This window comes from Shinella sedimenti (genome assembly GCF_022601905.1).
In the GTDB taxonomy this organism is placed as follows: Bacteria; Pseudomonadota; Alphaproteobacteria; order Rhizobiales; family Rhizobiaceae; genus Shinella; species Shinella sedimenti.
On sequence record NZ_JAKVIN010000005.1, the window covers coordinates 155,520 to 178,428 of the forward strand.

General features: G+C 62.5%; 19 protein-coding genes. 13 read left to right on the top strand and 6 right to left on the bottom strand.

Features of this window, described 5'->3' with window-relative positions; all coding sequences use genetic code 11:
* Positions 1-181: 181 nt before the first annotated feature.
* Positions 182-1,138 carry a LysR family transcriptional regulator gene (locus MKI86_RS13030; protein ID WP_241601341.1) on the bottom strand — a complete coding sequence of 319 codons (957 nt, stop codon included), beginning with the start codon at positions 1,136-1,138 and terminating at the stop codon, positions 182-184.
* Between the two features lie 128 nt (positions 1,139-1,266).
* Between MKI86_RS13030 and MKI86_RS13035 the strand changes: the two genes are divergently transcribed.
* From MKI86_RS13035 to lhgD, 10 genes are all read left to right on the top strand, one after another.
* Positions 1,267-2,667 carry an amidase gene (locus MKI86_RS13035; RefSeq protein ID WP_241601342.1) on the top strand — a complete coding sequence of 467 codons (1,401 nt, stop codon included), beginning with the start codon at positions 1,267-1,269 and terminating at the stop codon, positions 2,665-2,667.
* 123 nt (positions 2,668-2,790) lie between these two features.
* On the top strand, positions 2,791-4,017 hold the full coding sequence (locus MKI86_RS13040) for an ABC transporter substrate-binding protein (RefSeq protein WP_241601343.1): 1,227 nt from the start codon (positions 2,791-2,793) through the stop codon (positions 4,015-4,017).
* Between the two features lie 74 nt (positions 4,018-4,091).
* Positions 4,092-4,892, top strand: a complete 801-nt coding sequence (locus tag MKI86_RS13045; protein WP_241601344.1) for an ABC transporter ATP-binding protein — start codon at positions 4,092-4,094, stop codon at positions 4,890-4,892.
* Complete coding sequence (locus MKI86_RS13050; protein ID WP_241601345.1) at positions 4,889-5,614, top strand: ABC transporter ATP-binding protein; 726 nt, start codon at positions 4,889-4,891, stop codon at positions 5,612-5,614. Before MKI86_RS13045 ends, MKI86_RS13050 begins: the two co-directional genes overlap by 4 nt.
* A gap of 5 nt (positions 5,615-5,619) precedes the next feature.
* Positions 5,620-6,507, top strand: coding sequence for a branched-chain amino acid ABC transporter permease (locus MKI86_RS13055; RefSeq protein ID WP_241601346.1), 888 nt, complete (start codon positions 5,620-5,622; stop codon positions 6,505-6,507).
* A 9-nt stretch (positions 6,508-6,516) separates the two neighbouring features.
* Positions 6,517-7,587, top strand: coding sequence for a branched-chain amino acid ABC transporter permease (locus MKI86_RS13060; RefSeq protein WP_241601347.1), 1,071 nt, complete (start codon positions 6,517-6,519; stop codon positions 7,585-7,587).
* 9 nt (positions 7,588-7,596) lie between these two features.
* The gene (locus MKI86_RS13065) at positions 7,597-9,180 is read left to right on the top strand and encodes a GMC family oxidoreductase (protein ID WP_241601348.1); all 1,584 of its coding nucleotides are present in this window, start codon (positions 7,597-7,599) and stop codon (positions 9,178-9,180) included.
* 12 nt (positions 9,181-9,192) lie between these two features.
* On the top strand, positions 9,193-10,698 hold the full coding sequence (locus MKI86_RS13070; RefSeq protein WP_241601349.1) for an aldehyde dehydrogenase: 1,506 nt from the start codon (positions 9,193-9,195) through the stop codon (positions 10,696-10,698).
* A gap of 14 nt (positions 10,699-10,712) precedes the next feature.
* Positions 10,713-11,816, top strand: coding sequence for a histone deacetylase-like amidohydrolase (locus tag MKI86_RS13075; RefSeq protein ID WP_241601577.1), 1,104 nt, complete (start codon positions 10,713-10,715; stop codon positions 11,814-11,816).
* Between the two features lie 102 nt (positions 11,817-11,918).
* Positions 11,919-13,106 carry an L-2-hydroxyglutarate dehydrogenase gene (gene lhgD, locus MKI86_RS13080; protein WP_241601350.1) on the top strand — a complete coding sequence of 396 codons (1,188 nt, stop codon included), beginning with the start codon at positions 11,919-11,921 and terminating at the stop codon, positions 13,104-13,106.
* 30 nt (positions 13,107-13,136) lie between these two features.
* Here lhgD and MKI86_RS13085 read toward each other — a convergent pair whose 3' ends face one another.
* Positions 13,137-14,369, bottom strand: coding sequence for an acyl-CoA dehydrogenase family protein (locus MKI86_RS13085; protein ID WP_241601351.1), 1,233 nt, complete (start codon positions 14,367-14,369; stop codon positions 13,137-13,139).
* 565 nt (positions 14,370-14,934) lie between these two features.
* Between MKI86_RS13085 and MKI86_RS13090 the strand changes: the two genes are divergently transcribed.
* The 3 genes from MKI86_RS13090 to MKI86_RS13100 all read left to right on the top strand — a co-directional run bounded on the left by MKI86_RS13090 (position 14,935) and on the right by MKI86_RS13100 (position 18,240).
* Positions 14,935-15,897, top strand: a complete 963-nt coding sequence (locus tag MKI86_RS13090; protein WP_241601578.1) for an amino acid ABC transporter substrate-binding protein — start codon at positions 14,935-14,937, stop codon at positions 15,895-15,897.
* A 142-nt stretch (positions 15,898-16,039) separates the two neighbouring features.
* Complete coding sequence (locus MKI86_RS13095; RefSeq protein ID WP_241601352.1) at positions 16,040-17,185, top strand: amino acid ABC transporter permease; 1,146 nt, start codon at positions 16,040-16,042, stop codon at positions 17,183-17,185.
* Entirely contained in the window at positions 17,182-18,240 is a 1,059-nt protein-coding gene (locus MKI86_RS13100) for an amino acid ABC transporter permease (RefSeq protein WP_241601353.1), read from the top strand. Before MKI86_RS13095 ends, MKI86_RS13100 begins: the two co-directional genes overlap by 4 nt.
* Positions 18,241-18,279: 39 nt before the next feature.
* Here the strand turns inward: MKI86_RS13100 and MKI86_RS13105 are convergent, their stop codons facing one another.
* The 4 genes from MKI86_RS13105 to MKI86_RS13120 are packed head-to-tail and all read right to left on the bottom strand — an operon-like array spanning position 18,280 to position 22,908.
* The gene (locus MKI86_RS13105) at positions 18,280-19,056 is read right to left on the bottom strand and encodes an ABC transporter ATP-binding protein (RefSeq protein ID WP_241601354.1); all 777 of its coding nucleotides are present in this window, start codon (positions 19,054-19,056) and stop codon (positions 18,280-18,282) included.
* Positions 19,057-19,105: 49 nt separating this feature from the next.
* Entirely contained in the window at positions 19,106-20,455 is a 1,350-nt protein-coding gene (locus tag MKI86_RS13110; RefSeq protein WP_241601355.1) for an ABC transporter substrate-binding protein, read from the bottom strand.
* A gap of 54 nt (positions 20,456-20,509) precedes the next feature.
* Positions 20,510-21,838, bottom strand: a complete 1,329-nt coding sequence (locus MKI86_RS13115; protein ID WP_241601356.1) for an ABC transporter substrate-binding protein — start codon at positions 21,836-21,838, stop codon at positions 20,510-20,512.
* A 17-nt stretch (positions 21,839-21,855) separates the two neighbouring features.
* Entirely contained in the window at positions 21,856-22,908 is a 1,053-nt protein-coding gene (locus MKI86_RS13120; protein WP_241601357.1) for a branched-chain amino acid ABC transporter permease, read from the bottom strand.
* Position 22,909: the final 1 nt, after the last annotated feature.

The following is a 22,909-nucleotide window of genomic DNA, read 5'->3' on the forward strand; positions in this document are numbered from 1 at the left end:
TTGCGGCGGGAGCGCGGTATAACTCTCTGTCTCAGCGTGCCAGGGGATAGCTGATGATGCGTTATTGTACGCCTATTGTGCTCCAGAGGAAATGGTCAGTTTGTGACGGCGTCTGGCAATCTCCTTTCCAAAAGGCGAACCATACGACGCTATCTAGATGCCCTCCCTTATGGGACGCAGCCTAATTGAAAATCAGGGATGAATGCCGCTCTTCGACGCAGACGGAAAATCCGGCTGGGCCGACCTCACGGAAAAACCGGCGGATGATTTCGATGAACAGCCGTACGAACAGTGGCTTGGCGTTGCCATAGAGGTCCAGCACGATAACCGACGGCGGCGGAAGCTCGTCGAGGATCGGTCGGCGTACGATTCCCTGCCCATCCGACGTCGCCCGGCCGATGGGTCGCATGTTGAGGATCGACATGCCGAATCCCGACGCGACTGCGGAACGGACCGTCTCGTAGGAGCGGGTGTGAAAACGCACATCGGGTCTTTTTGCGAGGATATCGAACAGCGTCAGCAGGTAGGTCGCCGTCTGCGGCATGTCCAGCAACACGAACGGGCGCGTTGCGATTTCCGACAGCCACACGGCATCCCGGGCGGCAAGCGGGTCATCGACATGCAGGACCGCATGCGCCGGAACCTTGCAGATCTTCGTCATCGCCCCCGTCGTGATCGAACCGATATCGTAGAGAACGGCCAGATCGATCAATCCCTCGCCCAGCCAGGTTTGCAACTGCACCTGGTCGCCCTCCAGAAGGTCGATTTCCACGTCGGCGACGTTGTCGATGTACATGCGCAGCATTTCTGGCATGAACAGCGCGCCGAACGGCTCGAAACAGCCGATGCGCAGCACCTTTGGCACGCGGTCGGCAAGGTCGCCGATCGCCCTGTCGAACTCCGTGGCAGCGGATAGCATAATGCGGGCCGCGCTGATGAAGCGCTCGCCGGCGGGCGTCACCTGCACCCCGCGCGCAGGGCGCCGCTCGAAGATGCGCGCACCCATCTCCCCCTCGGCCAGCGTGATGGCCGCGAGAATGGACGATTGCGAGATGTGCAAAGCCTTCGATGCAGCCTGTACGCTACCCAGGTTCGCCACTTCGCAGACGTAACGAAGCTGCCGGATTGTAAGGTTCATCGTACGCACGCTCCACAGAATGTATGAAGTTATGCGAAAGAATACATTTTGTGAGTGCGAAAGAAAGGTCCATTCTGCCCGCAACAAATCAACCTGCCGAAGATGCAGGGAACAAGGGGAACGACAGAATGCCTTTTCAGAACCCGCTCGAAGGGGCGGCGGAGCTATGCCGTCTTGATGCGGACGCGCTGACCGCAGCCTATCGCAACGGCACGCTTTCGCCCGTCGAAGTCGCCATGGCCGCGATGGAGCGCGCAGAAGAGGTGAACGCAGAGCTCAACGCTTTCACGTTCATTGACCGGGAGGGCGCGCTTGCGGCAGCGGGTGCCTCCGAGAAGCGCTGGGCTCAAGGAGCGCCCCTTTCGGAGGTCGATGGCATCCCGACCACCCTCAAGGATATCGTATGGGTCGACGGCTGGAGTGTGCGCTATGGCAGCGCCACCACGCCGGCACGCCCTTACAACGAAGACGCGCCATCCGTGGCCCGCCTTCGTAACGCCGGTGCGGTCTTTGTCGCGCAAACCACCACTCCGGAATTCGGCTGGAAAGCCGTCACCGACAGTGCCCTTTTTGGCGTGACCCGCAATCCCTGGAACAGGCAGAAAACCCCGGGCGGCTCATCGGGCGGCGCAGCCGTGGCCGCAGCGGTCGGTGCGGGCGTCTTTCATCTCGGCACCGATGGTGGCGGCTCGATCCGTATTCCGGCATCGTTCACCGGGATCGTCGGCCACAAGCCGACATTCGGCCGGGTGCCGGCTCATCCGGCAAGCGCTTTCGGCACCGTCGCCCATGTCGGGCCCATGGCGCGAACCGCGCGTGATGCGGCGGCTATGCTCCGGGCAATGTCCGGCAGAGACATCAGGGATTGGGCGCAGGGTGCCGGCGTGCTGGCGAGCCTCGATCATCCCGCGAAGGTTGATCTTGCCGGCAAGCGCATAGGATACTGGTCGAAACCCGCGAGCGGCAAACTCGATCCCGACATTGCTGCGATCGTTGACGCCGCCGTCGCAAGACTGTCTTCGGCGGGCGCCCGCGTGGAACCGATCACGCTCCCGGCAGAGGGTCTGCTCGACCTCTTCCATCATCACTGGTTCACCGGGGCGGCTGCGCGCCTGTCCGTCATTCCTGAAGCCCAACGCGCGTCGATCGACCCGGGCTTTCTGGAAATCGCTCGCGCCGGCGCTGCCTACAGTTCGACGGAGCTTGTGCTCGCGCAGGTGCGGCGCGGCGATTATGGCGCAGCGATGGATCGTCTGCTTGCCGAATACGATTTCGTTGTTTCGCCTGGCACGGCGCTGCCGGCCTTCGATGCAGGTCTTGAGATACCTACGGGAAGCGCCTTTGAACGCTGGACGGAATGGGCGGGCTTCAGCTTTCCCATCAACCTCAGCCAGCAGCCCGCCTGCGTCATACCCTGCGGCTTCACGCCGGACGGCCTGCCGGTCGGTTTCCAGATCATAGGAGCGCGAGGCGAGGATGCCAGCGTCCTCTCTGCCGCTGCCGGCCTGGAGGTGATCTTCTCCAGATAAGCATCGATACACGCATGACGAACACAACCAAATATAAAAGGGGTAACCGTTATGATGAATAGACGTGCAATGCTTCAGGGCGCCTTGGGCGCTGGCGCCGCCGGTGGGATGCTTCTTGCCGACATGAACAGATCCGCCAAGGCGCAGGACACCTCCCCGATCGCAGTGGGCTCTGCGCTGCCGATGTCCGGCATCGCGGCGGCGGATGGCATCGAGTTCAAGAACGGCCTCGACCTCGCCGCCGAGGAAATCAACGCCGCGGGCGGCATTCTGGGCCGGCCCGTCGAAATCCATATTGAGGACACCAAGGAAATGGGTGCGGACCTCGTGTCCCAGTCCATGCAGCGGCTGATCGATCGCTACAACACCCCGGTGATCATCAACGGCTATAACCTCGGCACCAACATGATCGAAATGGACGTCGCGGCCGACAACGACGTTATCATGATGCATTACAACACGCTCATCTCGCACAATGAGAAGTTCAAGACCGACCCTGAGCGGTATTACGGATCGTTTCAAGGCGATCCGCCTGAGTTCTGGTATGGCCCGGGTTGCCTGAACTTCCTGAAGTCCCTTTCGGAAGCGGGCACATGGACGGCACCGAACAAGAAGATCGCGATCATCCCCTCGGCAAACGAGTATTCGATCGTCATCGCCAACGCGATCCGCGATCAGGCAAAGGATTACGGTTTCGAGGTAAGCCTGTTCGAGACCGTGCCGTTCCCGACGAACCAGTGGGGGCCGACACTGGCGAAGCTGCGCCAGGACCCGCCGGCAGCCATCATCGTGACGCACTTCCTGCCCCAGGATCTTGCCCAGTTCATGGTGCAGTTCCTCACACAGCCGACCAACAGCCTCGTCTACATGCAGTATGGTCCGTCGCTTCCCGCTTTTCGTGAGATCGGCGGCGAGAATATCAACGGCGTCATCTATTCCACGGTCGTCGGCTGCCTGCCGGATGACTTCTCGAAGCCGTTCCGCGAGTCCTATCGCGCCAAGTTCGGCCCCAACTCGGCCTATATCACGGGATCGCAGACCTATGACGGGCTGTGGATGTGGGCGATTGCCGCTGCCATCGCCGGCGGTGCAGGCGAGCCTTTCAACAAGGAGCAGGTGAGCAAGGTCGCCGCCGTCATGCGACGCAACGTCTATCGCGGCGTCAACGGAACCTACCGGGCCGATCCTGCCGGCCAATCGGCCTATTGCTACCCGACACAGACCGCCGATCCTTCGCTGGGCATGCCGCATCAGTTCCTGCAGCATCAGGACTATAAGACCGACCCCAAGCTCATCGCGCCGGCGCTCTACGCTACCGATACATTCCTCCTGCCGCCCTGGATCAAATAGGCTCTGGCAACGCAGCCCTGAACGGGGTGTCGGCCGCCGCAGCGGCCGATACCAATGGCGAGAGGAGCGGATTGATGGAAAACAGCGGGACAGTCTTGCTGGAATGCGAAAATGTCGTGAAGCGCTACGGCTCGCTTGCGGCGGTCGACGGCATGTCGTTGACGGTGAACCGCGGCGAGATCGTCGGCATCGGCGGCCCGAACGGCGCGGGCAAGACGACCTTCTTCGACGTGGTGACAGGCGTGATGCCCGCCACCGAGGGACGGATGGTGTTCGATGGCCATGACATTTCAAGGCTTGGCGCCGACAGCATATGCCAGCACGGCATTGCACGCACATTCCAGCTCAACGCCGCCTTCGAAAGCCTGACGGTGCGCGAAAACATCGATGTCGCCGCCTATTTCGGGAGAAGCCGGAGGGCGATCCCGGGCCTGAAGCTCGGCCAGGATGTGCGCGAACAGACGGAAGGGGCACTGGCCTTCGTCGGCCTGTCGGACAAGGCGGACGCCACGGTGGCGCAACTTCCCGTGCTCGACCGCAAGCTGCTGATGATCGCCGGCGCGATCGCGACACGGCCGAAACTGCTTTTCCTGGACGAGCCTGTCGGCGGGCTCAATTCCAGCGAGATCGATCACATCATCGGTCTGGTCGAACGGCTCAAAGCAAACGGGATGACCGTCGTTCTCATCGAACATGTCATGCGTTTCCTGCTGGCGCTCTCCAGTCGCGTCATCATCATGCACCACGGCAAGAAGATCTTCGAAGGCCCACCGCAGGCAGTCGCTGAAGACCCGGTCGTTGTGGACTCCTATCTTGGAGAGGGCACACGCAAGCGGCTTGCGACGTATTTTTCCCAAGAGGAGGTGCAGCCGTGAGCGCTTCCGCAAAACCGCCCGTCCTCAGCCTTTCCAATGTGTTTTCGGGCTACAAGGGACTTCAGGTCCTCAAGGGCATATCCTTCGACATTGCGGCCGGCGACTTCGTAACCGTCGTCGGCCCCAACGGCCACGGCAAGTCGACCCTGCTGAAAACCATTTCCGGCCTCGTAGCGCTGACGTCTGGCGCGATCCGCATCAACGGAGAGCCGGCCCCGGCCAAGCCGCACACCATCGCCGGGCTCGGCGTGGCCCATGTTCCGCAGGGCGACATGCTGTTTCCGGAAATGAGCGTTCTGGAAAACCTGCTCATGGGCGCTTATCTCGCGCCCTCGAAAGCCGAAGTCGAGCGACGGCTCGACGAGGTCTACACGCTCCTGCCCAAACTTTCCGATCGGCGGGACCAGCTCGCATCCTCCCTCTCGGGGGGCGAGCGACGGATGGTCGGCATCGGTCGCGGGCTCATGATGGGCGGGCAGATCCTGCTGATCGACGAACCTTCACTGGGGCTCGCGCCGCTGATCATCGAGCAAATATACGGCGTCATAGCGGAACTCTCCAGAAGCGGCCGGACCATCCTGCTCGTCGAGGAAAATCCGGCCCGTGTCGCCGACCTCGCCGATCATCTTCATCTGCTGGACGACGGTGTGATCGTGTGGTCGGGCCCGCCGGCCGAACTGCTCGCCCGCGACGAGCTCCTTGCAACCTATCTCGGAGGCTGACGATCATGTTCGACATCCTGACCGCCATCCTCATCGCCGGCCTGACGACAGGCGCGCTCTATGCGCTCGCAACCGTCGGCCTCTCCCTCGTCTGGGGCTCCATGGGCATGCTCAACATGGCGCATGCCGCCATGTTGACGCTCGGTGGCTACTCGGCCTTCACGCTCTGCACCGTGCTTGGCCTCCCGGTCATCGTCGGCTTCGCAGGCGCTATCGTGATCGGCGCCGTCGCGGGTGGGTTGCTCTACGTACTGATCGTGCGCAACCTGCTGAAGACCGACAAGGCGACGTTCGAAGCCAATGTGATGATCGCGACCGTCGGCATCGGTATCGCACTCGAAAACGCCATCCTTCTGACCTATGGCGGCCAGCCGTTGAAGCAGCCGATCTCGGCGAACGGATCATTCGTCCTCGGACCGGTCAGCCTGCCCTTTCAGAACATGCTCATCGTGCTGGTCGTCATTGCGCTGATGGCGGTGATAGCGCTGCTGCTCGGCAAGACGCGCATGGGCCGCGCCATCCGCGCGACGGCGCAAAACCGCGAGGCGGCCCAACTGATGGGGGTCGCGGTCAACTCGGTCTACTTCCAGGTGCTCGTCCTGTCGGGCGCCATCGCCGGCATCTGTGGCGTGATGGTCAGCTCCATGACCCAGCTTTCGCCGCCTCTCGGCAACGATCCCATGTTGAAGGCCTTCATCATGTGCGTGGTTGCGGGCCTCGGCAATCTTCCCGGCGCCGTGGCGGCAGCCTTCGGCCTCGCCTTGCTGGAAGCCTTCATCCAGTACGTTGCCGGCGCGCGCTGGGGGTTCCCCACCCTGCTCTTCGTGGTCATCGCTGTCCTGATATGGCGGCCCGCCGGCCTTTTTGGCCGTGTCCAAATCCGTCGCATGTGAGGTGGCGCCATGAACAAGACATCCAGCTCCAAGGGCATGTCCATCAACGCCCGTATCGACCTCCTCGTCAGCCTGCTGCTGATCGCCGCCGCAATCGCGCTCCCCTTCATGATCGACAGCCGCTACGTGCTGGGTCAGATCGTGCTGGCGCTGTTCTACGCCACCATTGCCTCGCAGTGGAACCTGCTGTTCGGCTTTGCCGGCGTCTTCTCCCTTGCACAGATGGCAATGTTTGCCTTCGGCGGCTATGCGACCGCGATGATCTGCTTCTACTTTGGCTGGAATGTCTGGGCGGCTTTGCTCCCGGGCGCGCTTTCAGCCGTCGTCTTCTCGCTGATCGTCGGCCTCGCCTGCCTTCGCCTCACGGGCGTGTACGTCGCGCTGCTCACCCTCGCCATCGCGCAGACAATGTATCTGCTGATCGTCACGGATACCGAATGCTTCACCATGGTGGGCTCCATCTGCCGGCAGTTTACCGGAGGCGCGGTGGGCTTCGCCCGCTTCGGTGATCTCGGCACGCGCGCGCTCCTCAAGGGCCAGTGGCTTGCCGGCAACTATGCCATTATAGCGACGCTCTTCGCGGTCACGATGCTCGTCACCTACATCATCGTCAAAAGCCCGATAGGCCTCGCGTTTCGCGCCCTAAAGGACAATCCGGGCTATGCCGTGGCCCGCGGCGTCAACCGGTTTCAGGCCCAACTTCTGGTGTTCGGCATCTCGGCCTTCTTCACCGGTCTTGCCGGCGGTTTCTATGCCGCGCATTTCCAGGCCATCGGGCCCGGCATCCTGTCGATGTCGCAGTTGATGTTCATCATCGCCATCACCGTCGTCGGTGGCGTCGGAACCTTCTGGGGGCCGCTCGTCGGGACCATTGTGCTGGTCGCGGCCGACGAGTTGATGCGCGAGGCGGGCGAGTTCCGCACGCTCGGGCTTGGCCTCATCATCGCGCTGTCCATCCTGCTGATGCCGAAGGGCCTCGTCGGGCGGCTCGGCGATCTCTTATCCTGGCTGCGCAGCCGCGACCGCGCCGCCGCATCCGCCATCACCTTTCAGGAAAAGCCGGCAACCACCGGAAAGTGAGGAGTTTTCATGTACGACACGATCATCATCGGCGCCGGTTCTGCCGGCTGCGTGCTTGCAAACCGGCTGAGCGCCGATCCGAACCGCAAGGTCCTCGTGCTGGAGGCCGGCCGGGCAGCCCCGCTGGCCTCGGATATTCCGTCCGACTGGGTAACCATGTTCAACACGGGGGCCGACTGGGGCTATTACACTGAGCCTCAGGCGGGCTGCCGCGGTCGCCGCATCTTCTGGCCGCGCGGCAAGATGGTGGGCGGCTCCGGTGCGCTCAACGCGATGATCTATATCAGAGGGCTGCCGTCCGACTACGATGCATGGGAAGCGATGGGATGCAGTGGCTGGGGCTGGAAGGACGTGCTTCCGGTGTTCCTGTTTTCCGAAGCCAATGCCGACATCAAGGACAGTCCGTATCACGGCAACGACGGCCTCCTGCATATCGGCGACGTGCCCTATGTCGACAAATATGAGCGGATGTGGATCGAGGCCGCCGAGGCGGCCGGCTACCCCTACAATCCCGACTACAACGGCGAGACCCAGGAAGGGGTCGGCCTTTTCCAGTTCACCATCAAGAATGGCGAGCGCTGGGGAACCGGCAAGGCCTATCTGCGGCCTGCGCTTGAACGCCCCAATCTCACCGTCGAGACAGGCGTTCTTGTCACGAAGCTCATCGTCGAAAACGGCCGCGTAAAGGGTGTCAGCTATCTCATCGACGGTGTTGCGCACACGGCCTATGCCGAAAGCGAAGTCGTGCTCTCAGCGGGCGCGATCGCATCCTGCCAGCTCCTGATGCTGTCGGGGATTGGGCCGGCGGACGAATTGAAGGCGGTCGGCGTCGATCCCATCCACGACCTTCCCGGCGTCGGCAAAGATTTGCAGGATCACCTCAACATTCCCATCACCTTCTACACCAAGGAACCGCTCGGCATCGGCGCCTGGACCGACGAGGTGATTACCGACAGCTTCGAGGAATGGCGCGACCACCGTACCGGTATCCGCTCCTCGCCCTGGGTCGCCTCCGGCGGCCATGTGTGCAGCCGGCCCGGCGTCGAACCCGACCTGCAACTCTATGGCGCCATGAGCCCGCACCGCGACTACGCACGCTTTCTGGGCGGCCAGTCCGGTATAACCACGCATTCCACGCTTCAGCGCCCGAACAGTCGGGGTGAGATCAGGCTGCGCTCGACCAATCCGATCGAATATCCGTCGATCGACCCCAAATATTTCGTGAGCGATCCGGATGGGCTCGACCTCGCCACCATGGTGGAGGGCGTCAAGATCAACCGCCGCATCATGGAACAGTCGCCGATGCGCGAGCTGGTCGACTACGAAGTCAGCCCAAGCGCCGAGTGCAAGACGGACGCCGAAATCGCCAACTATGTCCGCGGCCATATGACGACGCTCTACCACCCGTCCTCATCCTGCCGCATGGGCACCGACGCGATGGCTGTCACCGATCCCGCAAGCTTGAAGGTCCGCGGTCTGGAAGGCCTGCGCGTCGCGGATGCTTCGGTCATTCCGAAAATGGTTTCGGGCAACCTCAACGCGCCGACGATCATGGTCGCCGAGCGTGCCGCCCAGATGATCCTCGCCGGTTAAGGAGACGCATCCATGAACATCGCCCCATCAAAAAACAGCTGGCACGACAGGGCCGCAAAGCTTTCCGTCGAAGGAAGGCTCTTCATAGATGGCGACTTCCGCGAGGCCGTTTCCGGCACGAAGTTCGAGACCGTCAATCCGGCTGACGACAGCATCATCGCGGCGGTGTCGCGCGGCGACGGTGCCGATATCGATCTCGCCGTCGCTTCCGCACGCAAGGCCTTCAAGTCGGGTGTCTGGTCGCGCATGGCGCCGCGTGCCCGCATGGCCGTGATGCTGCGATTTGCCGACCTTGTCGAAAATCACGCCGGCGAATTCGCGATGCTCGATACGCTCGACATGGGCAAGCCGATCCAGGAGATGCTGACGGTGGACATCCCGCTGGCATTGACCTGCCTGCGTTTTACCGCCGAATGCATTGACAAGATCGAGGGCACCGTCGGCGCGACGACGAGCGACGTGCTGTCCTATGTCATCCGCCAGCCGCTCGGCGTCGTCGGCTGCATTGTGCCGTGGAACTACCCCCTGCTGATGACCGTGTGGAAGATCGCGCCCGCGCTTTCGGCCGGCAATTGCGTCGTGCTGAAGCCGGCCGAACAGTCCCCGCTCTCGGCGCTGCTGCTTGCGCGCCTCTTCATGGAGGCCGGCGGACCGGCGGGCGTTCTGAACGTTGTCAACGGTTTCGGTGCGGAGGCCGGCAAGGCGCTGGCCTTGCACGACGGCGTCGACAAGATCGCCTTCACCGGCTCGGCAGAGGTCGGCAAGCTGATGCTGATCTATGCCGGTCAGTCCAACATGAAGAAGGTCGCGACGGAGTGCGGGGGGAAGTCTCCGCATATCATCCTGGCGGATACGGAAAACCTCGAAAAGGCGGCCTGGTGGGCAGCCATGGGTATCTTCGGCAACCAGGGCGAAGTCTGCTGCGCAGGTTCGCGCATCATCGTGGAAAAATCCGTTGTCCCTGATTTCATCGATGCCCTCTCGGCGCAGGCAAAGTCCGGCTACGTGCCGGGCGACCCGCTGGACGAAACCACCACGATGGGGCCCCTCGTCACCCGGGAACAGCAGCAGCGCGTGCTGAACTATATCGACATCGGGCGCCGGGGTGGCGCGGATTGCATCCTCGGTGGCGGCGTGCCCGACGGGCTGGAGCACGGCGCCTATGTCGCCCCCACCATTTTCGCCGGCGTCGATAATAGCATGACGATCGCCCGCGAAGAGATTTTCGGCCCCGTCGCCAGCATCATTCCCGTGTCGGGTTACGACGAGGCGATCGCTGTCGCCAATGACAGCCCCTTCGGCCTTGCTGCTGGTATCTGGACGAGCGACCTGGGCAAGGCACATCGGTTCGCGCGCGATGTCGAGGCCGGCATGGTCTATGTGAACAGCTACATGAATGGCGACATGCAATTGCCCTTTGGCGGCTGGAAGGAAAGCGGCAACGGCCGCGACAAATGCATGGATGCGATCCTCTCCTACACGCAGAGCAAGGGCGTGTGGGTAACGGTCGGCGAATGACGAGGACGCAGATGATGAAGACCGGATGGAATTTTCACGAACTCTACCTCTGGCACGATACCGGCGCGGCCGCGCAATTTTTCCCGGCAAGCCTGACCGTCGAGCCCGGCGAACACGCGGAAAATGCCGAAACGAAGCGGCGCTTCCGCAATCTCATGGAGGTCTCGGGGCTCACCGAGCAGCTTACGAGCGTCAAGTCGGTTCCGGTAGACGAGGACGACCTCGCGCTGTTCCATACTCGCGATTACATCAGGCGCGTCAAGAGGCTCAGCGACGATCGCGGCGGCGATGCGAGTTATCTCACGCCGTTCGGACGCGGCAGCTACGAGATCGCCTGCCTTGCTGCCGGCGGCACGTTCGCCCTGATGGACAAGGTTCTTTCCCGCGAACTCGACAACGGTTACGCGCTGGTGCGCCCGCCGGGTCACCATGCGGAAAGCGACAAGGGCATGGGTTTCTGCCTGTTCGGCAATGTCCCGGTGGCCATTCTGAAGAACCGCAAGAAGCACGGTTTCGAGCGCGTGGCGACAGTGGATTGGGATGTCCACCATGGTAACGGCACCCAGGCCGCATTCTGGACCGATCCCGGCGTGCTGACGATCTCGCTTCACCAGGAGAGGCTCTATCCCCATGACAGCGGCGACCGCGAGGAACGCGGCGCCGGTGCGGGTCTCGGCTACAACCTCAACATTCCGCTTCCGGCCGGCAGTGGGCACGGCGCCTATATCGCGGCCTTCGAACAGGTCGTGCTTCCAGCACTACGGGCCTACAAGCCAGATCTCATCGTCGTCCCCTCGGGTTTCGACGGTTCGGGGGCCGATCCGCTCGGCCGCATGATGCTGCACAGCGATACCTATCGCGAGATGACCCGGATGCTGATGGAAGCGGCCACCGACCTGTGCGGCGGGCGTCTCGTCATGTCACACGAGGGCGGCTACTCCGCCGCCTATGTGCCCTATTGCGGCCTCGCTGTGCTGGAGCAGCTTTCCGGCATCAAGACCCACATCGACGATCCCTTCCTGCCTGTGTTTCGAAATTACGCGGGACAGGATCTCCGCCCCTGGCAACAGGACGCGATCTCGGCCGCCGCCGAGCTGGTGGCCGGCATCCGCGCTTAGCAGGCTCGGCCATCGCTGCGGCGTGCAAGGTAGCAAACGCAGTTTCAGCTATGGCGAACGCCATCTTGTGGGCGCATAATCGGCCGAGCGGGGGCGAGGCGGATGATTTACGATTATTGCGTCATTGGCGGCGGTATTGTCGGATTGGCGACGGCCATGCGACTCCTCGAAGCGCGGCCCGGCAGCAGCCTTGTCCTCATCGAGAAGGAAGACGCGCTCGGCCGGCACCAGACCGGCCATAACAGCGGCGTCATCCATGCGGGCATCTACTATCCGCCGGGCAGCCTCAAGGCGGAGCTGTGCCGGAAGGGTGCGGCGGCCACGAAAGCGTTCTGCCAGGAACAAGGCATCCGTTTCGAGGTCTGCGGCAAGCTGCTCGTCGCGACATCGGATCTCGAAGTAGAGCGCATGGAGGCGCTTTACGAACGGTCGAAACAGAACACGATCGAGGTCCAGCGCGTCAGCGAAGGCGAACTGCGGGAACGCGAACCCAACATCAGCAGCCGTGGTGCGCTTTTCGTACCCTCGACAGGCATCGTCAGCTATGCCGAAATCTGCCAGGCCATGGGCCGGCGCATCATAGCACTCGGCGGAGACATCCGCCTTTCGACACGCGTTACCGCCATTCGCGAATCCATTGACGCCGTCGATATCGCATCCGCCGGCGAGAACTGGCGGGCAAGGAAGCTGGTCGCCTGCGCGGGCCTGCAATCGGACCGGCTGGCAATCCTTGCGGGCCTGTCGATCGAGCACCGCATCGTCCCCTTTCGCGGGGAATATTTTCGGCTGCCGGCCGACAAGAACGACATCGTGCGCCACCTCATCTATCCGATCCCCGATCCCGCCCTGCCCTTCCTCGGTGTCCACCTGACCCGGATGATCGACGGCAGCGTGACGGTCGGGCCGAATGCCGTGATCGGCTTTGCCCGCGAAGGCTATCCGCGTCTTTCGGTCAATGTCGCCGACATGGCCGACTATGCGCTCTTCCCGGGTTTCTGGAAGACGGTGCTCGCCAATCGGAAATCCGCGATGACGGAGCTGCGCAACTCCCTCTGGAAGGCAGGATATCTCGCGGAATGCCGCAAATACTGCCCGAGCCTCACGCTCAAAGACCTCCTGCCGCACGAAGCCGGCATCCGGGCGCAGGCCGTGCGGAAGGATGGGGCGCTCATCCACGATTTCCTCTTCGCAGAGACCAATCGGATGCTGCATGTCTGCAATGCGCCGTCACCAGCCGCCACATCCGCCATACCGATTGCCGAGATGATCAAGAGCCGGCTGGAGACATAGCCGGCCCCGCAAGACTGTCGTTCGCCCTTGTCAGCCTGCACTCACGCCGATGCGCCACTGGTAGGGCGGCGGCGTGCCGTTGACGGCGAAATCGCCGATGATGCGGTGCTTGTAGATACGCGGATTGTGCGAGGCGAGCGTGCGAGCGTTGCGCCAATGACGGTCGAGGCCCGCGGGCTTTTTGGTGGCCGAGGCGCCGAGCGCATCGAACAACAGGGTAGACGCCTCGAGGACCAGGTCGGACACGACCGTCTGGGCCTGCGCCGCCTCGAGTTCGGCTATCGCATTGGCTTTCTCCTCGGCAGCCTCGTCGTCCACGAAATGCGCGTCGAAAGCGCGCTGAAGACTTGCCGCGGCCTGGAGCGTAATGGCGGACGCCGCATAGGCTGCGGCACGGATGCGCCCGACGACCTGCAAGACCTGCGGGTCCTCGCTGGACCGCGCCGCGGCGGCGTGGGTATAGGTTCGCCGCCGCTCTGCCACCGCCTTGGCGACATCGGCCGTAATCGCACGGCCGATGCCAGCAAGCGTTGCGAGATGAACGAGTTGGTAGAAGGCAGCCGCGTATCTGAAACGCTCCTCGTCGACGACGATATCCTCCGGCTCCACCACGACATCGCGGAAAGTGGTGGTGCCGCTTGCCGTCAGAACCTGACCGAAGCCGTCCCAGTCATCGACGACATCGACACCTTCGGCGCGGCGGCGCACCGCGACCGAAATACCCTCGCCCTCGGCATTGGAGGCTCCGACGTCGATCCAGTCGGCGAAGAGAGAGCCGGTCGTGTAGTACTTCGCACCGTTGAGAAGGAGTCTGCCGTCCTTCTCCGCGACATGGGTGGCGAAGCGGTCAAGCGCTGCACCGGCGCCGATCTCGCTCCACGCGTTGCCCGTAATCTCGCCGCCGCCGATGCGCCCGAGCCAGAGTTTACGGCGTTCCGCATCCCGGGTGTTCAGGATGTCCTCTGTGAAGCCGAAATGTCCGCGTAACGCCTGCGTGATGTTGGAATCCGCTTCGGAAAGCTCGATCAGCAGGTTGAAGAACTGCGGCAGGCTGGCGCCCCTGCCGCCCGATTCCACCGGTAGCCGGACGGCGCCGAAACCCGCTTCCTTCAAGTCGCGGATCGCCTCATGCGGCAGGTCGCGTCCAAGGTCCCGCGCGATCGCATTTTCAGCGATCCGCGCAAAGATGGGACGAAACGGCGCGGCAATGGTCTCGTAATCCTCACCAGGGCCTGCGCCCCAAGCATTCTCGATCTGCGTCATGTCTTCTGCTCGTTGCTATGGCGCCGGCCATGGGCCGGTCACGCTTGGAATTGCAGCGAGGGTAGCCGCGCCAGAAATGGAATACAGAAAATCCATGTCTTTTATGTACTATAAGGTGAAAAGCTGTTCCGTCTTTGGCTGTAAAAGGGGCGCCCCATCGAGGGAAAGGCAGCGGCGTAAACGTAGAGCCGCCTTACCTGGGTCGAGCGCCGCTCTGTCCGAAAGGCTCGACGGGTCGCGGATTGAAAACGGTTTCGATCCCTTCGAAACCGGACAACCATTAACAGGTCTCGATACCAAACGATCCCAAGCGCGGCCGCCTTATCTCGGCCTGTCTCACTGGCGCAAACCGGTAGTAATTTTCGCTTCCGTACCGAAATTTGGTATGCCCGTTTCTTAAATGAAGTAATTTTATAGATAATATAAAAAATACTTTCACTGCCCGGCATACATCCCTGTGGTGGAAGCTCTTTTTCGAGAATGGGGATATTTCCATATGAGTGCACAGACCACCTTCCGGCGAGTCTTACAGTCCGTCGCCGCCGCCACCTTCCTCGCCACGACCATGCTGTCCGGCCTTGCGCACGCCGGTCCGACGCTCGACAAGATCAACCAGCGCGGCACCATCAAGGTTGGCGTCGGCACGACCCCGGGCTTTTTCACGCCCGACAGCAACGGCAAGTGGCAGGGATTCTTCATCGATTACGGCCGCGCCCTTTCCATTGCCGTCTTCGGCACGCCCGACAAGGTCGAGTTCACGTCGTCCTCGCCGCAACAGCGTCTTCCGGCCCTGCAGAGCGGCGAATTCGACATTCTTTTGTCCGGCGTGACAGTCACCGCCACCCGCGCCTTCAAGCTCGGCTTCCATTTCGGCCCGACGGTCTTCTATGACGGCCAGGGCATTCTGGTACGCAAGGACCTCGGCGTGACGAAGGCCGCAGATCTCGATGGCGCAACAATCGGCGCGCAGAGCGGCACGACGGGCGAGCTGAACGTGGCCGACTTCTTCCGCAAGACAGGCAAATCCTTTACCCCCGTGACCATCGAGGATACCGGGCAGTTTATCGATGCACTGGAATCCGGCCGCGTCGACGCGATCACCCAGGACTCCTCCGATCTCGTCGGCAAGCGCACCCAGCTCAAGAAGCCGGACGATTATGTCCTCCTGCCGGAGCGCCTTTCGAAGGAGCCGCTCGCACCGGCGATTGCCGGCGGTGACGATCGCTGGCTGGAACTTGTGAACTGGACCGTGAATGCGACGATACAGGCCGAGGAATGGGGCATCACGTCGGCGAATGTCGATGACTTCCTCAAATCGGAAGATCCAGCAATCCAGCGCTTCCTCGGCGTCGATCCCTCTTTTGCCAATGACATCGGGCTCGATCCGAAATGGGCCTACAACATCATCAAGACCGTCGGGAACTACGGCGAGATCTTCGACCGCAATCTGAAGCTGCTGGGCTGGGAGCGCGGTTACAACAGCCTATGGACCGACGGCGGCCTGCTCTATTCGCCGCCCTTCCGCTAAGCCGTGACGATGGAGAACGGTCGCATGGTTGGAGTTGCGTAAAGGCGAAGACATGGAGCATTTTCGCAATTCCGGGCGAAACGCGCCGGTTGCAGATCGACGCGTTTTCCAAATCGCCTTGTCGGGCCCTCCGCGGCCCAGCATGGCGGAAAAATTCCGGACATGGTGGGGCGGCTGGCCGTGGGGCCAGCTTGCCCTTCTGGCCGTATTTGCGGCGCTGGGCGCGCTGTTCATCGGCAATGTTCTTCAGAATATGGCACGCATCGGCATCCTGCCGGGTTTTGCCTTCCTTTCGAGTTCGGCCAACTTCGAAATCGGGGAAAGCCCGATCGCCTTTCGCGCAGGGGATACATATCTACGCGCGCTTCTGGCGGGCCTTCTCAATACATTGAAGGTGTCCCTGCTCGGCTGCCTTCTCGCAACGATCGTCGGTGTCGCGGTGGGTGTGGCGGGGCTGTCGCGCAATTTGCTGCTCTCCCGCTTGGTGCGCTGGTTCATCGAAATCACCCGCAACACGCCGCTTCTGCTGCAGCTGTTCTTCTGGATGGCGCTGGCCAAGGCATTGCCGGCGCCGCGCCAGGCATCTGGCCTTTTCGACGCGGTTTTCCTCACCAACAGAGGTGTCTACATACCCTCGCTCTCCTTCGTGGGTGGTCCCTTCGGGATTGCCGCGGCTCTCGGCACAGCAGCGGTAGGAACTCTTTTCCTCATCATCGCCCTGCGGGCCACCGGCAAACTGACTCGTCGTTCCGGCATGGCTGCAACCGGAATCGCGGTTGCGGCACCCTTCGCCTTCCTTCTTATGATTGGTGCACGGCCGGCGGCGGAACTGCCGGCACTTTCAGGCTTCAACATCAGAGGCGGCCTCAACCTCTCCCCGGAATTCGCCGCACTGCTGACCGGCCTCGTGGTGAAGTTCGCGGCGCTGATCGCGGAGATTGTCCGCGCGGGCATACAATCGGTCGGCAAGGGTCAGTGGGAGGCAGCGCGGGCGCTGGGGCTGCATGACGGTCAGATCATTCGCCTCGTCGTGATGCCGCAGGCACTGCGCGTGATAACGCCGCTGACGACGTCGAGCTATCTGGACCTCACCAAGGATTCGAGTCTGGCCGTCGCCATCGGCTTTCCCGACCTGGTCAGCATCGTCAACACGACGGCCAACACGACCGGCCAGTCCATGGAGGCGCTGATCATTCTCATCGGCGCGTTCCTCACCATCAATCTCGCGCTGTCGGCCCTGATGAACATCTACAACAATCGTGTTGCGCTCAAGGGAAGCAGACGATGACCACACGCCTTGCCCGTGCGCTGCCTGGCCTGCGCGCCGGCCTCTTCGGAACGCGCGCCAATACACTCATCACGCTGGCGACAGTTCTTTTGCTATGGCAAATCGTTCCGCCGCTTTTGCGCTGGGCGGTGCTCGACGCCACCTTCACCGGTGACGCGAATGCGTGTACGCGGGCGGGCGCCTGCTGGGCCTTCGTGACGGCGAAGCTGCGCTTCATCCTCTTCGCCTTCTATCCGCCGGACCTGCAATGGCGACCGCTTCTGGTGATTCTTCTCCTATGCGCGATTCTTTCGGCAAGCGCCCTGCCGCGCTTCTGGGGGCGCTCGCTCATCCTTGCCTGGCCGCTGACGATCCTTGCCTGCTGGCTGCTCATGCAAGGTGCCTTCACGGCAACACCCATCCCCTCCAATCAGTGGGGCGGTCTGCCGGTGACGCTGTTCGTCTGGGCGTTGTGCTTTGCCGCCGCGACGCCCATTGCCGTCCTTCTGGCGCTGGCCCGCCGCTCGACCCTCGGAGGGCTGCGCACCTTTGCCGTCCTCTATATCGAACTCATGCGCGGCACGCCGATGGTCGCCATTCTCTATGTCGCCATGCTGATCCTGCCTATGGCGTTGCCGGACGGGCTTTCCATCGACAAGATGCTGCGCGCGATCATCATGGTGACGCTGTTCTGGGCCGCCTATATTGCCGAGGTCATCCGCGCCGGCCTTCAGGCCGTGCCGAGCGGACAGACGGAAGCAGCAACGGCGCTCGGGCTCGGATACTGGCGCATCCAGGGCCTTGTCATCCTGCCGCAGGCCTTTCGCATCGTCATCCCCGGCATCGTGAACCTCGCCATCGGCTTCCTGCTGGCGACCTCGCTGCTCGCCGTCATCGGGATATTCGACCTCCTGAACGCCGCCCGCGCCTCCGCTGCCGATCCGCAATGGCTCGGCTTCTACAACGAGGCATATATCGTCGTGGCCGTCATCTACTTCGTGATCTGCTTCGGCGCCTCGCGCTATAGCCAATGGCTCGAACGCCAGCTGGGAAATCGCGGGGCTGCGCCCGTATAGGCGCACCCCGCCGCACACAAATCAGTGAACGTTTGGAACTCAGGCACCGGACCCAAGATAGATGTGATGAAGGTCATCGCGCCGCGCGAGATCCTCCGCTTTTCCTTCCAGCGCCACCCGGCCACTTTCAAGAAAATAGGCGCGGGAGGCATGGGCAAGGGAAAGGGCGGCGTTCTGCTCGGCAAGCAGGAAGGCGACCCCCTTCTCGCGATTGAGCCGGACGATGATCCTGAAGATCTCCTGGACGATGGTCGGCGCGAGCCCCATGGACGGCTCGTCCAGCAAAACAAGGCGCGGCTGCGTGAGGAGCGCGCGACCGATCGCGAGCATCTGCTGCTCGCCACCGGAGGTGAGCCCGGCGAGGGTTCGTCTCTTGTCCTTCAGGCGCGGGAACCACGCATAGATGTCGTCGAGCTGGCGCACGAGTTCGCCCCGCGCCGGCTTGTGAAGGAACGCGCCGGACAACAGGTTTTCCTCGACCGTCAGATGTGAAAACACCCGCCGCCCCTCAAGCACATGCACGATGCCGCGTTTCGCCAGCTGGTTTGCCGCCGTCCCCAAAATGTCCTGGCCGTCAAAGCGCACATGCCCTTGCCGCACGGTCGCCCTGTCGGCAGCTGCAAGCCCCGATATTGCCTTGAGTACCGTGCTCTTGCCGGCACCATTGGCGCCGAGCAGGGCAACGATCTCTCCCTGGCCGACGGTCAGCGAAACATCCGCGACCGCCAGGATTGCGCCGCCATAGACGACCTCTATGCCCGACACGTCCAGAAGACGACGGTTGGCAGCGACAGGCAGTTCAGGCTGAAGGGTCATTTTTCTCTCCTTGTGGGACCGGGGCGGCTCCCGCCCCGGTCCTGATGGATCAGTTTGTGCCGACGTCGCGGGGCGTGATGCCGTGCTCCTTGGCGTAGGCGGCGGACTTTGCTTCGATCAGCGGGCGAAGCGCCTCGCGATCGGCCTGAACCCAGTCGCTGACAAGGTTCCAGTTTTCACCGGTCCACTGCTGCACACGCACCGCTCCACCGCCCTCGTGGTCGGCAGGGGTCAACTGCAGGTTCTGGACGAGACCGAGGAAGCCCGCTTTTTCGAGTGCTACATCGTCAAGCTTGAGGTGTTCCAGCGCCCACTGGCCTTCTTCACCAGTGATTGGCCGGTTGCCGAATTTCGCCTGCGCCTGACGCACGATTTCGACCGATATCAGCGCATCGACGAGCCCGGAATTGTAGTAAACGCTGCCGAAGGCCTTGGGATCGCGCAGATCCGACTTGCCGGTATCGATGATGTGCTGCTTGAGGCGTTTGTGGATTTCGAAATCGGCGCCGGCGGGATAGGGCGTCAAGGCGAGATAGCCCTTTGCGGCGTCGCCGGCCGGAATGACGTCCTCTTCCGAGGATGCCCAGACATCGCCGATGATGCGGTCGGCCGGGAAGCCGAAGCGCTGCGCCGTCTTAATGGCGACCGGCGTGGAAACGCCCCAGGTGCGCAGGAAAACCCAGTCCGGCTTCTGCTCACGGACCTGGCGCCAGTGCGAAGACTGCTCGCTGCCCGGATCCGGCACCGGAATCTGAATGTTCTCGAAACCGTACTTCTCGGCAAGCAGCGCCAGCGGATCGAGCGTTTCTCGGCCATAGGCGCTGTCATGGTAGACGGTGGCGATCTTCTTGCCCTTGAGCTTGTCGAAGCCGCCCTCTTTTTCGGCGATGTAGTTCACGACGGTAGAAGCCTCGCTGTAGAACGTCACCATGACCGGGAAGATATAAGGAAAGACGCGTCCGTCGGTGGCTTCGGTCCGGCCGTAGGCCAGTGTCACCAACGGTATCTTGTCCTGAGCCGCACGGTCGGACAATGCGTAGGCGGCCGGCGCGCCATTGGGGAAATAGGCCGAGACAGGTGCCCCGTTCAGGCCGCGCTTGAAGCGCTCGTAGCACTCGATGCCCTTCTCGGCCGTCCATTCCGTCTCGCATTCCTGCCAGACGATCGGCACGCCGTTGATGCCGCCTTCGACGTCATTGATGTAGCGGTAATAGTCGATGCGACCCGCCCAGATCGACGCGCCGGAGGCCGCATAGGGACCGACGCGATAGCTGGCGATCGGGAAGAACTGCTTGTCGCTGTCCGGTCCCGGCGTCGTGTCGATTGCCTGTGCGGAGCCTGCAAGCACCAGCACGGAAGCGGCTGCTACGATCGCGCCGCGCAAGAAAGTCTTGAACATACCCATCTCCTGTTGGGGGTCGAGACGTGGCACCCGCCACGCCCCGCCATGGAATCAATTGGTTTCGGTTTCCGGCGTACGCGGCGTGATGCCGTTTTCCTTGGCGTAGGCCGCAGCGCCCTCCTTGATCAGCGGATTGAGAAGTTCGTGGTCGGCCTTGATCCAGTCGGTCTGAAGAACCCACTTCTCGCCGTCCCAGCTCTGGATGCGGGCCGCGCCGCCGCCCTCGTGATCGGTGGGCGTGATCCTGATCTGCTGAAGCAGGCCCTTGAAGCCGATTTCCTCGAGGCGCTTGTCATCGATGGTCAAGTGTTCGAAGGCCCAGCGGCCCTCCTCGCCGTTCAGCGGGCGCGCACCGAAATGCTTGTAACCGGTGCGCAGCGCCTCCACGGCCAGCGCCGCATTGACGAGGCCGATATTGTAGTTGACGGCGCCGAACAGCTTCTGATCCCGCAGGTCGGACTTGCCCTTGTCGAGGATTTCCGCCTTGAGACGCTTGTGGATCTCGAAATCCGTTCCGCCCGGATAGGGCGCGAGCGCGGAATAGCCGATGGCCGCCGTTCCCGCGGGAATCACATCGGATTCGGAGCCCGCCCAGACATCGCCGATGATGTGATCGGCCGGGAAGCCGAAGCGCTGTGCCGTCTTCAGCGCAACGACCGTCGAGACGCCCCAGGTACGCAGGAAAACCCAGTCCGGCTTCTGCTCGCGGATCTGGCGCCACTGCGGCGACTGCTCGTTGCCCGGATCGGCCACGGGGATCTGGATGTTCTCGAAGCCGTACTTCCTGGCGAGCGCGTCGACGGCCGGCTGGCTGGCGCGACCATAGGCGCTGTCATGATAGACGGTCGCGATTTTCAGGCCCTTGAGCTTGTCGAAGCCACCGACCTTCTCGGCGATATAATTGATCCCCGTCGAGGCCTGGCTGTAATAGCTGAACAGCAGAGGGAAGGCGTAAGGGAAGACCGTGCCGTCGACCGTCTCCGTCTTGCCGCCGGCCGGATCGATCAGTGGGATCTTGTCGGCCGCCGCCTTTTCGAGCAGCGCATAGGTCGCCGGCGTGCCGTGCGTGAAGAAAAAGGCGAGCGGCGAGCCGTCCTTGCCGGCCTTCACGCGCTCATAGACCTCGACGGTACGGTCCGGGCTCCACTCGGTCTCGAATTCCTCGTAATTGAGTTTCACGCCCTCGACGCCGCCTTCAACCTCGTTGATGTAGCGGAAATAGTCCCGCTCCCCGGCCCACCAGAGTTCTCCCGAAGAGGCATAGGCGCCGACGCGATAGGTCGGCAGCGGGATGTACTGGCTTACTTCCTCGGCAGAGGCCGGGGCGAAGCTGAAGAGAAGCGTGCCGGCTAGCAAAGCGGCGACGAGCAGACGTTTCATGGTTCAACTCCTAGGGTTCATGATGGAAAGAGACGGCGGCGCGCGCCCTGCGCACGCCGCAAACCGAGCAGACGCGCCAACCCTTCCGGCTCCTTGATCAGGAACCAGATGATGAGGAGGCCGAAGATGGCTTTCTGGATGTTCTGAAGCAGGCCGGCATCGACATGGCCGCTGAAGACGTGCTGGAACAGCCAGTCGAGCGCGAGCGGCAGAAGGCTGACGAAGGCCGCGCCGAAATAGGCGCCACGAATGGTGCCGAGACCACCGATGATGATGATGAACAGGATCTGGTAGGAGCGCGTGAGGCCGAAGCTCTGAACGCTGGCTGATCCGAGATAGGCAAAGGCCCAAAGCGCGCCGGCAATGCCGAGAATGAAGCTCGAGACGGCAAAAGCCTGCAGTTTTGCGCGGAAGACCGGGACGCCGATGACTGCGGCCGCCGTATCCATGTCACGGATCGCCATCCAGTTCCGCCCCGTCTGGCCGCGGATCAGGTTGAAGGAGAGGAGCGTCAGGAGCGCGACGATGCCGAGCGTCAGATAGTAGCGCCCATGCGGTCCGTTGGCATCCAATCCGAAAAAGGACAGGCCGCGCGACAACGCAATGGTGGCGGACGAGTTACCGTTGTAGAACCATGGAAACTTCAGGAACAGCCACTCGAAGAAGAACTGGGCGGCCAGTGTGCTGACGATCAGGTAGAAGCCCTTGATGCGCGTCGATGGAATGCCGAAGAAAAGCCCGACAGCACCCGCAATGAGACCCGCCACGATCAGCGCCAGCGGCAACGGCAGATCGGGAACACGCAGCTGAAGCGAGAAGGTCGCGTAGGCGCCGACCATCATGAACGCGCCGGCGCCAAGGGAAAGTTGGCCCGCGTAGCCGGTCAGGAGATTGAGGCCGAGGCCAGCGAGGGACAGGATCAGGAACGGCACGATGATCGCGTTGATCCAGTACTCCGAAGCGAGGAAGGGCGCGGCAAGGAGCACCGCTATTGCAGCCGCAACACCAAGCGCCTTGAGGCCGATGGAATCCACGGGTTCGGCAGCGGCGGGCAGGTTGATCTCGGACATG

Coding starts and splice junctions, on each gene's coding strand:
- MKI86_RS13030 (WP_241601341.1), bottom strand. CDS start 1,138: ATGAACCTTACAATCCGGCAGCTTCGTTACGTCTGCGAAGTGGCGAAC.
- MKI86_RS13035 (WP_241601342.1), top strand. CDS start 1,267: ATGCCTTTTCAGAACCCGCTCGAAGGGGCGGCGGAGCTATGCCGTCTT.
- MKI86_RS13040 (WP_241601343.1), top strand. CDS start 2,791: ATGAACAGATCCGCCAAGGCGCAGGACACCTCCCCGATCGCAGTGGGC.
- MKI86_RS13045 (WP_241601344.1), top strand. CDS start 4,092: ATGGAAAACAGCGGGACAGTCTTGCTGGAATGCGAAAATGTCGTGAAG.
- MKI86_RS13055 (WP_241601346.1), top strand. CDS start 5,620: ATGTTCGACATCCTGACCGCCATCCTCATCGCCGGCCTGACGACAGGC.
- MKI86_RS13060 (WP_241601347.1), top strand. CDS start 6,517: ATGAACAAGACATCCAGCTCCAAGGGCATGTCCATCAACGCCCGTATC.
- MKI86_RS13065 (WP_241601348.1), top strand. CDS start 7,597: ATGTACGACACGATCATCATCGGCGCCGGTTCTGCCGGCTGCGTGCTT.
- MKI86_RS13070 (WP_241601349.1), top strand. CDS start 9,193: ATGAACATCGCCCCATCAAAAAACAGCTGGCACGACAGGGCCGCAAAG.
- MKI86_RS13075 (WP_241601577.1), top strand. CDS start 10,713: ATGAAGACCGGATGGAATTTTCACGAACTCTACCTCTGGCACGATACC.
- lhgD (WP_241601350.1), top strand. CDS start 11,919: ATGATTTACGATTATTGCGTCATTGGCGGCGGTATTGTCGGATTGGCG.
- MKI86_RS13085 (WP_241601351.1), bottom strand. CDS start 14,369: ATGACGCAGATCGAGAATGCTTGGGGCGCAGGCCCTGGTGAGGATTAC.
- MKI86_RS13090 (WP_241601578.1), top strand. CDS start 14,935: ATGCTGTCCGGCCTTGCGCACGCCGGTCCGACGCTCGACAAGATCAAC.
- MKI86_RS13095 (WP_241601352.1), top strand. CDS start 16,040: ATGGCGGAAAAATTCCGGACATGGTGGGGCGGCTGGCCGTGGGGCCAG.
- MKI86_RS13100 (WP_241601353.1), top strand. CDS start 17,182: ATGACCACACGCCTTGCCCGTGCGCTGCCTGGCCTGCGCGCCGGCCTC.
- MKI86_RS13105 (WP_241601354.1), bottom strand. CDS start 19,056: ATGACCCTTCAGCCTGAACTGCCTGTCGCTGCCAACCGTCGTCTTCTG.
- MKI86_RS13110 (WP_241601355.1), bottom strand. CDS start 20,455: ATGTTCAAGACTTTCTTGCGCGGCGCGATCGTAGCAGCCGCTTCCGTG.
- MKI86_RS13115 (WP_241601356.1), bottom strand. CDS start 21,838: ATGAAACGTCTGCTCGTCGCCGCTTTGCTAGCCGGCACGCTTCTCTTC.
- MKI86_RS13120 (WP_241601357.1), bottom strand. CDS start 22,908: ATGTCCGAGATCAACCTGCCCGCCGCTGCCGAACCCGTGGATTCCATC.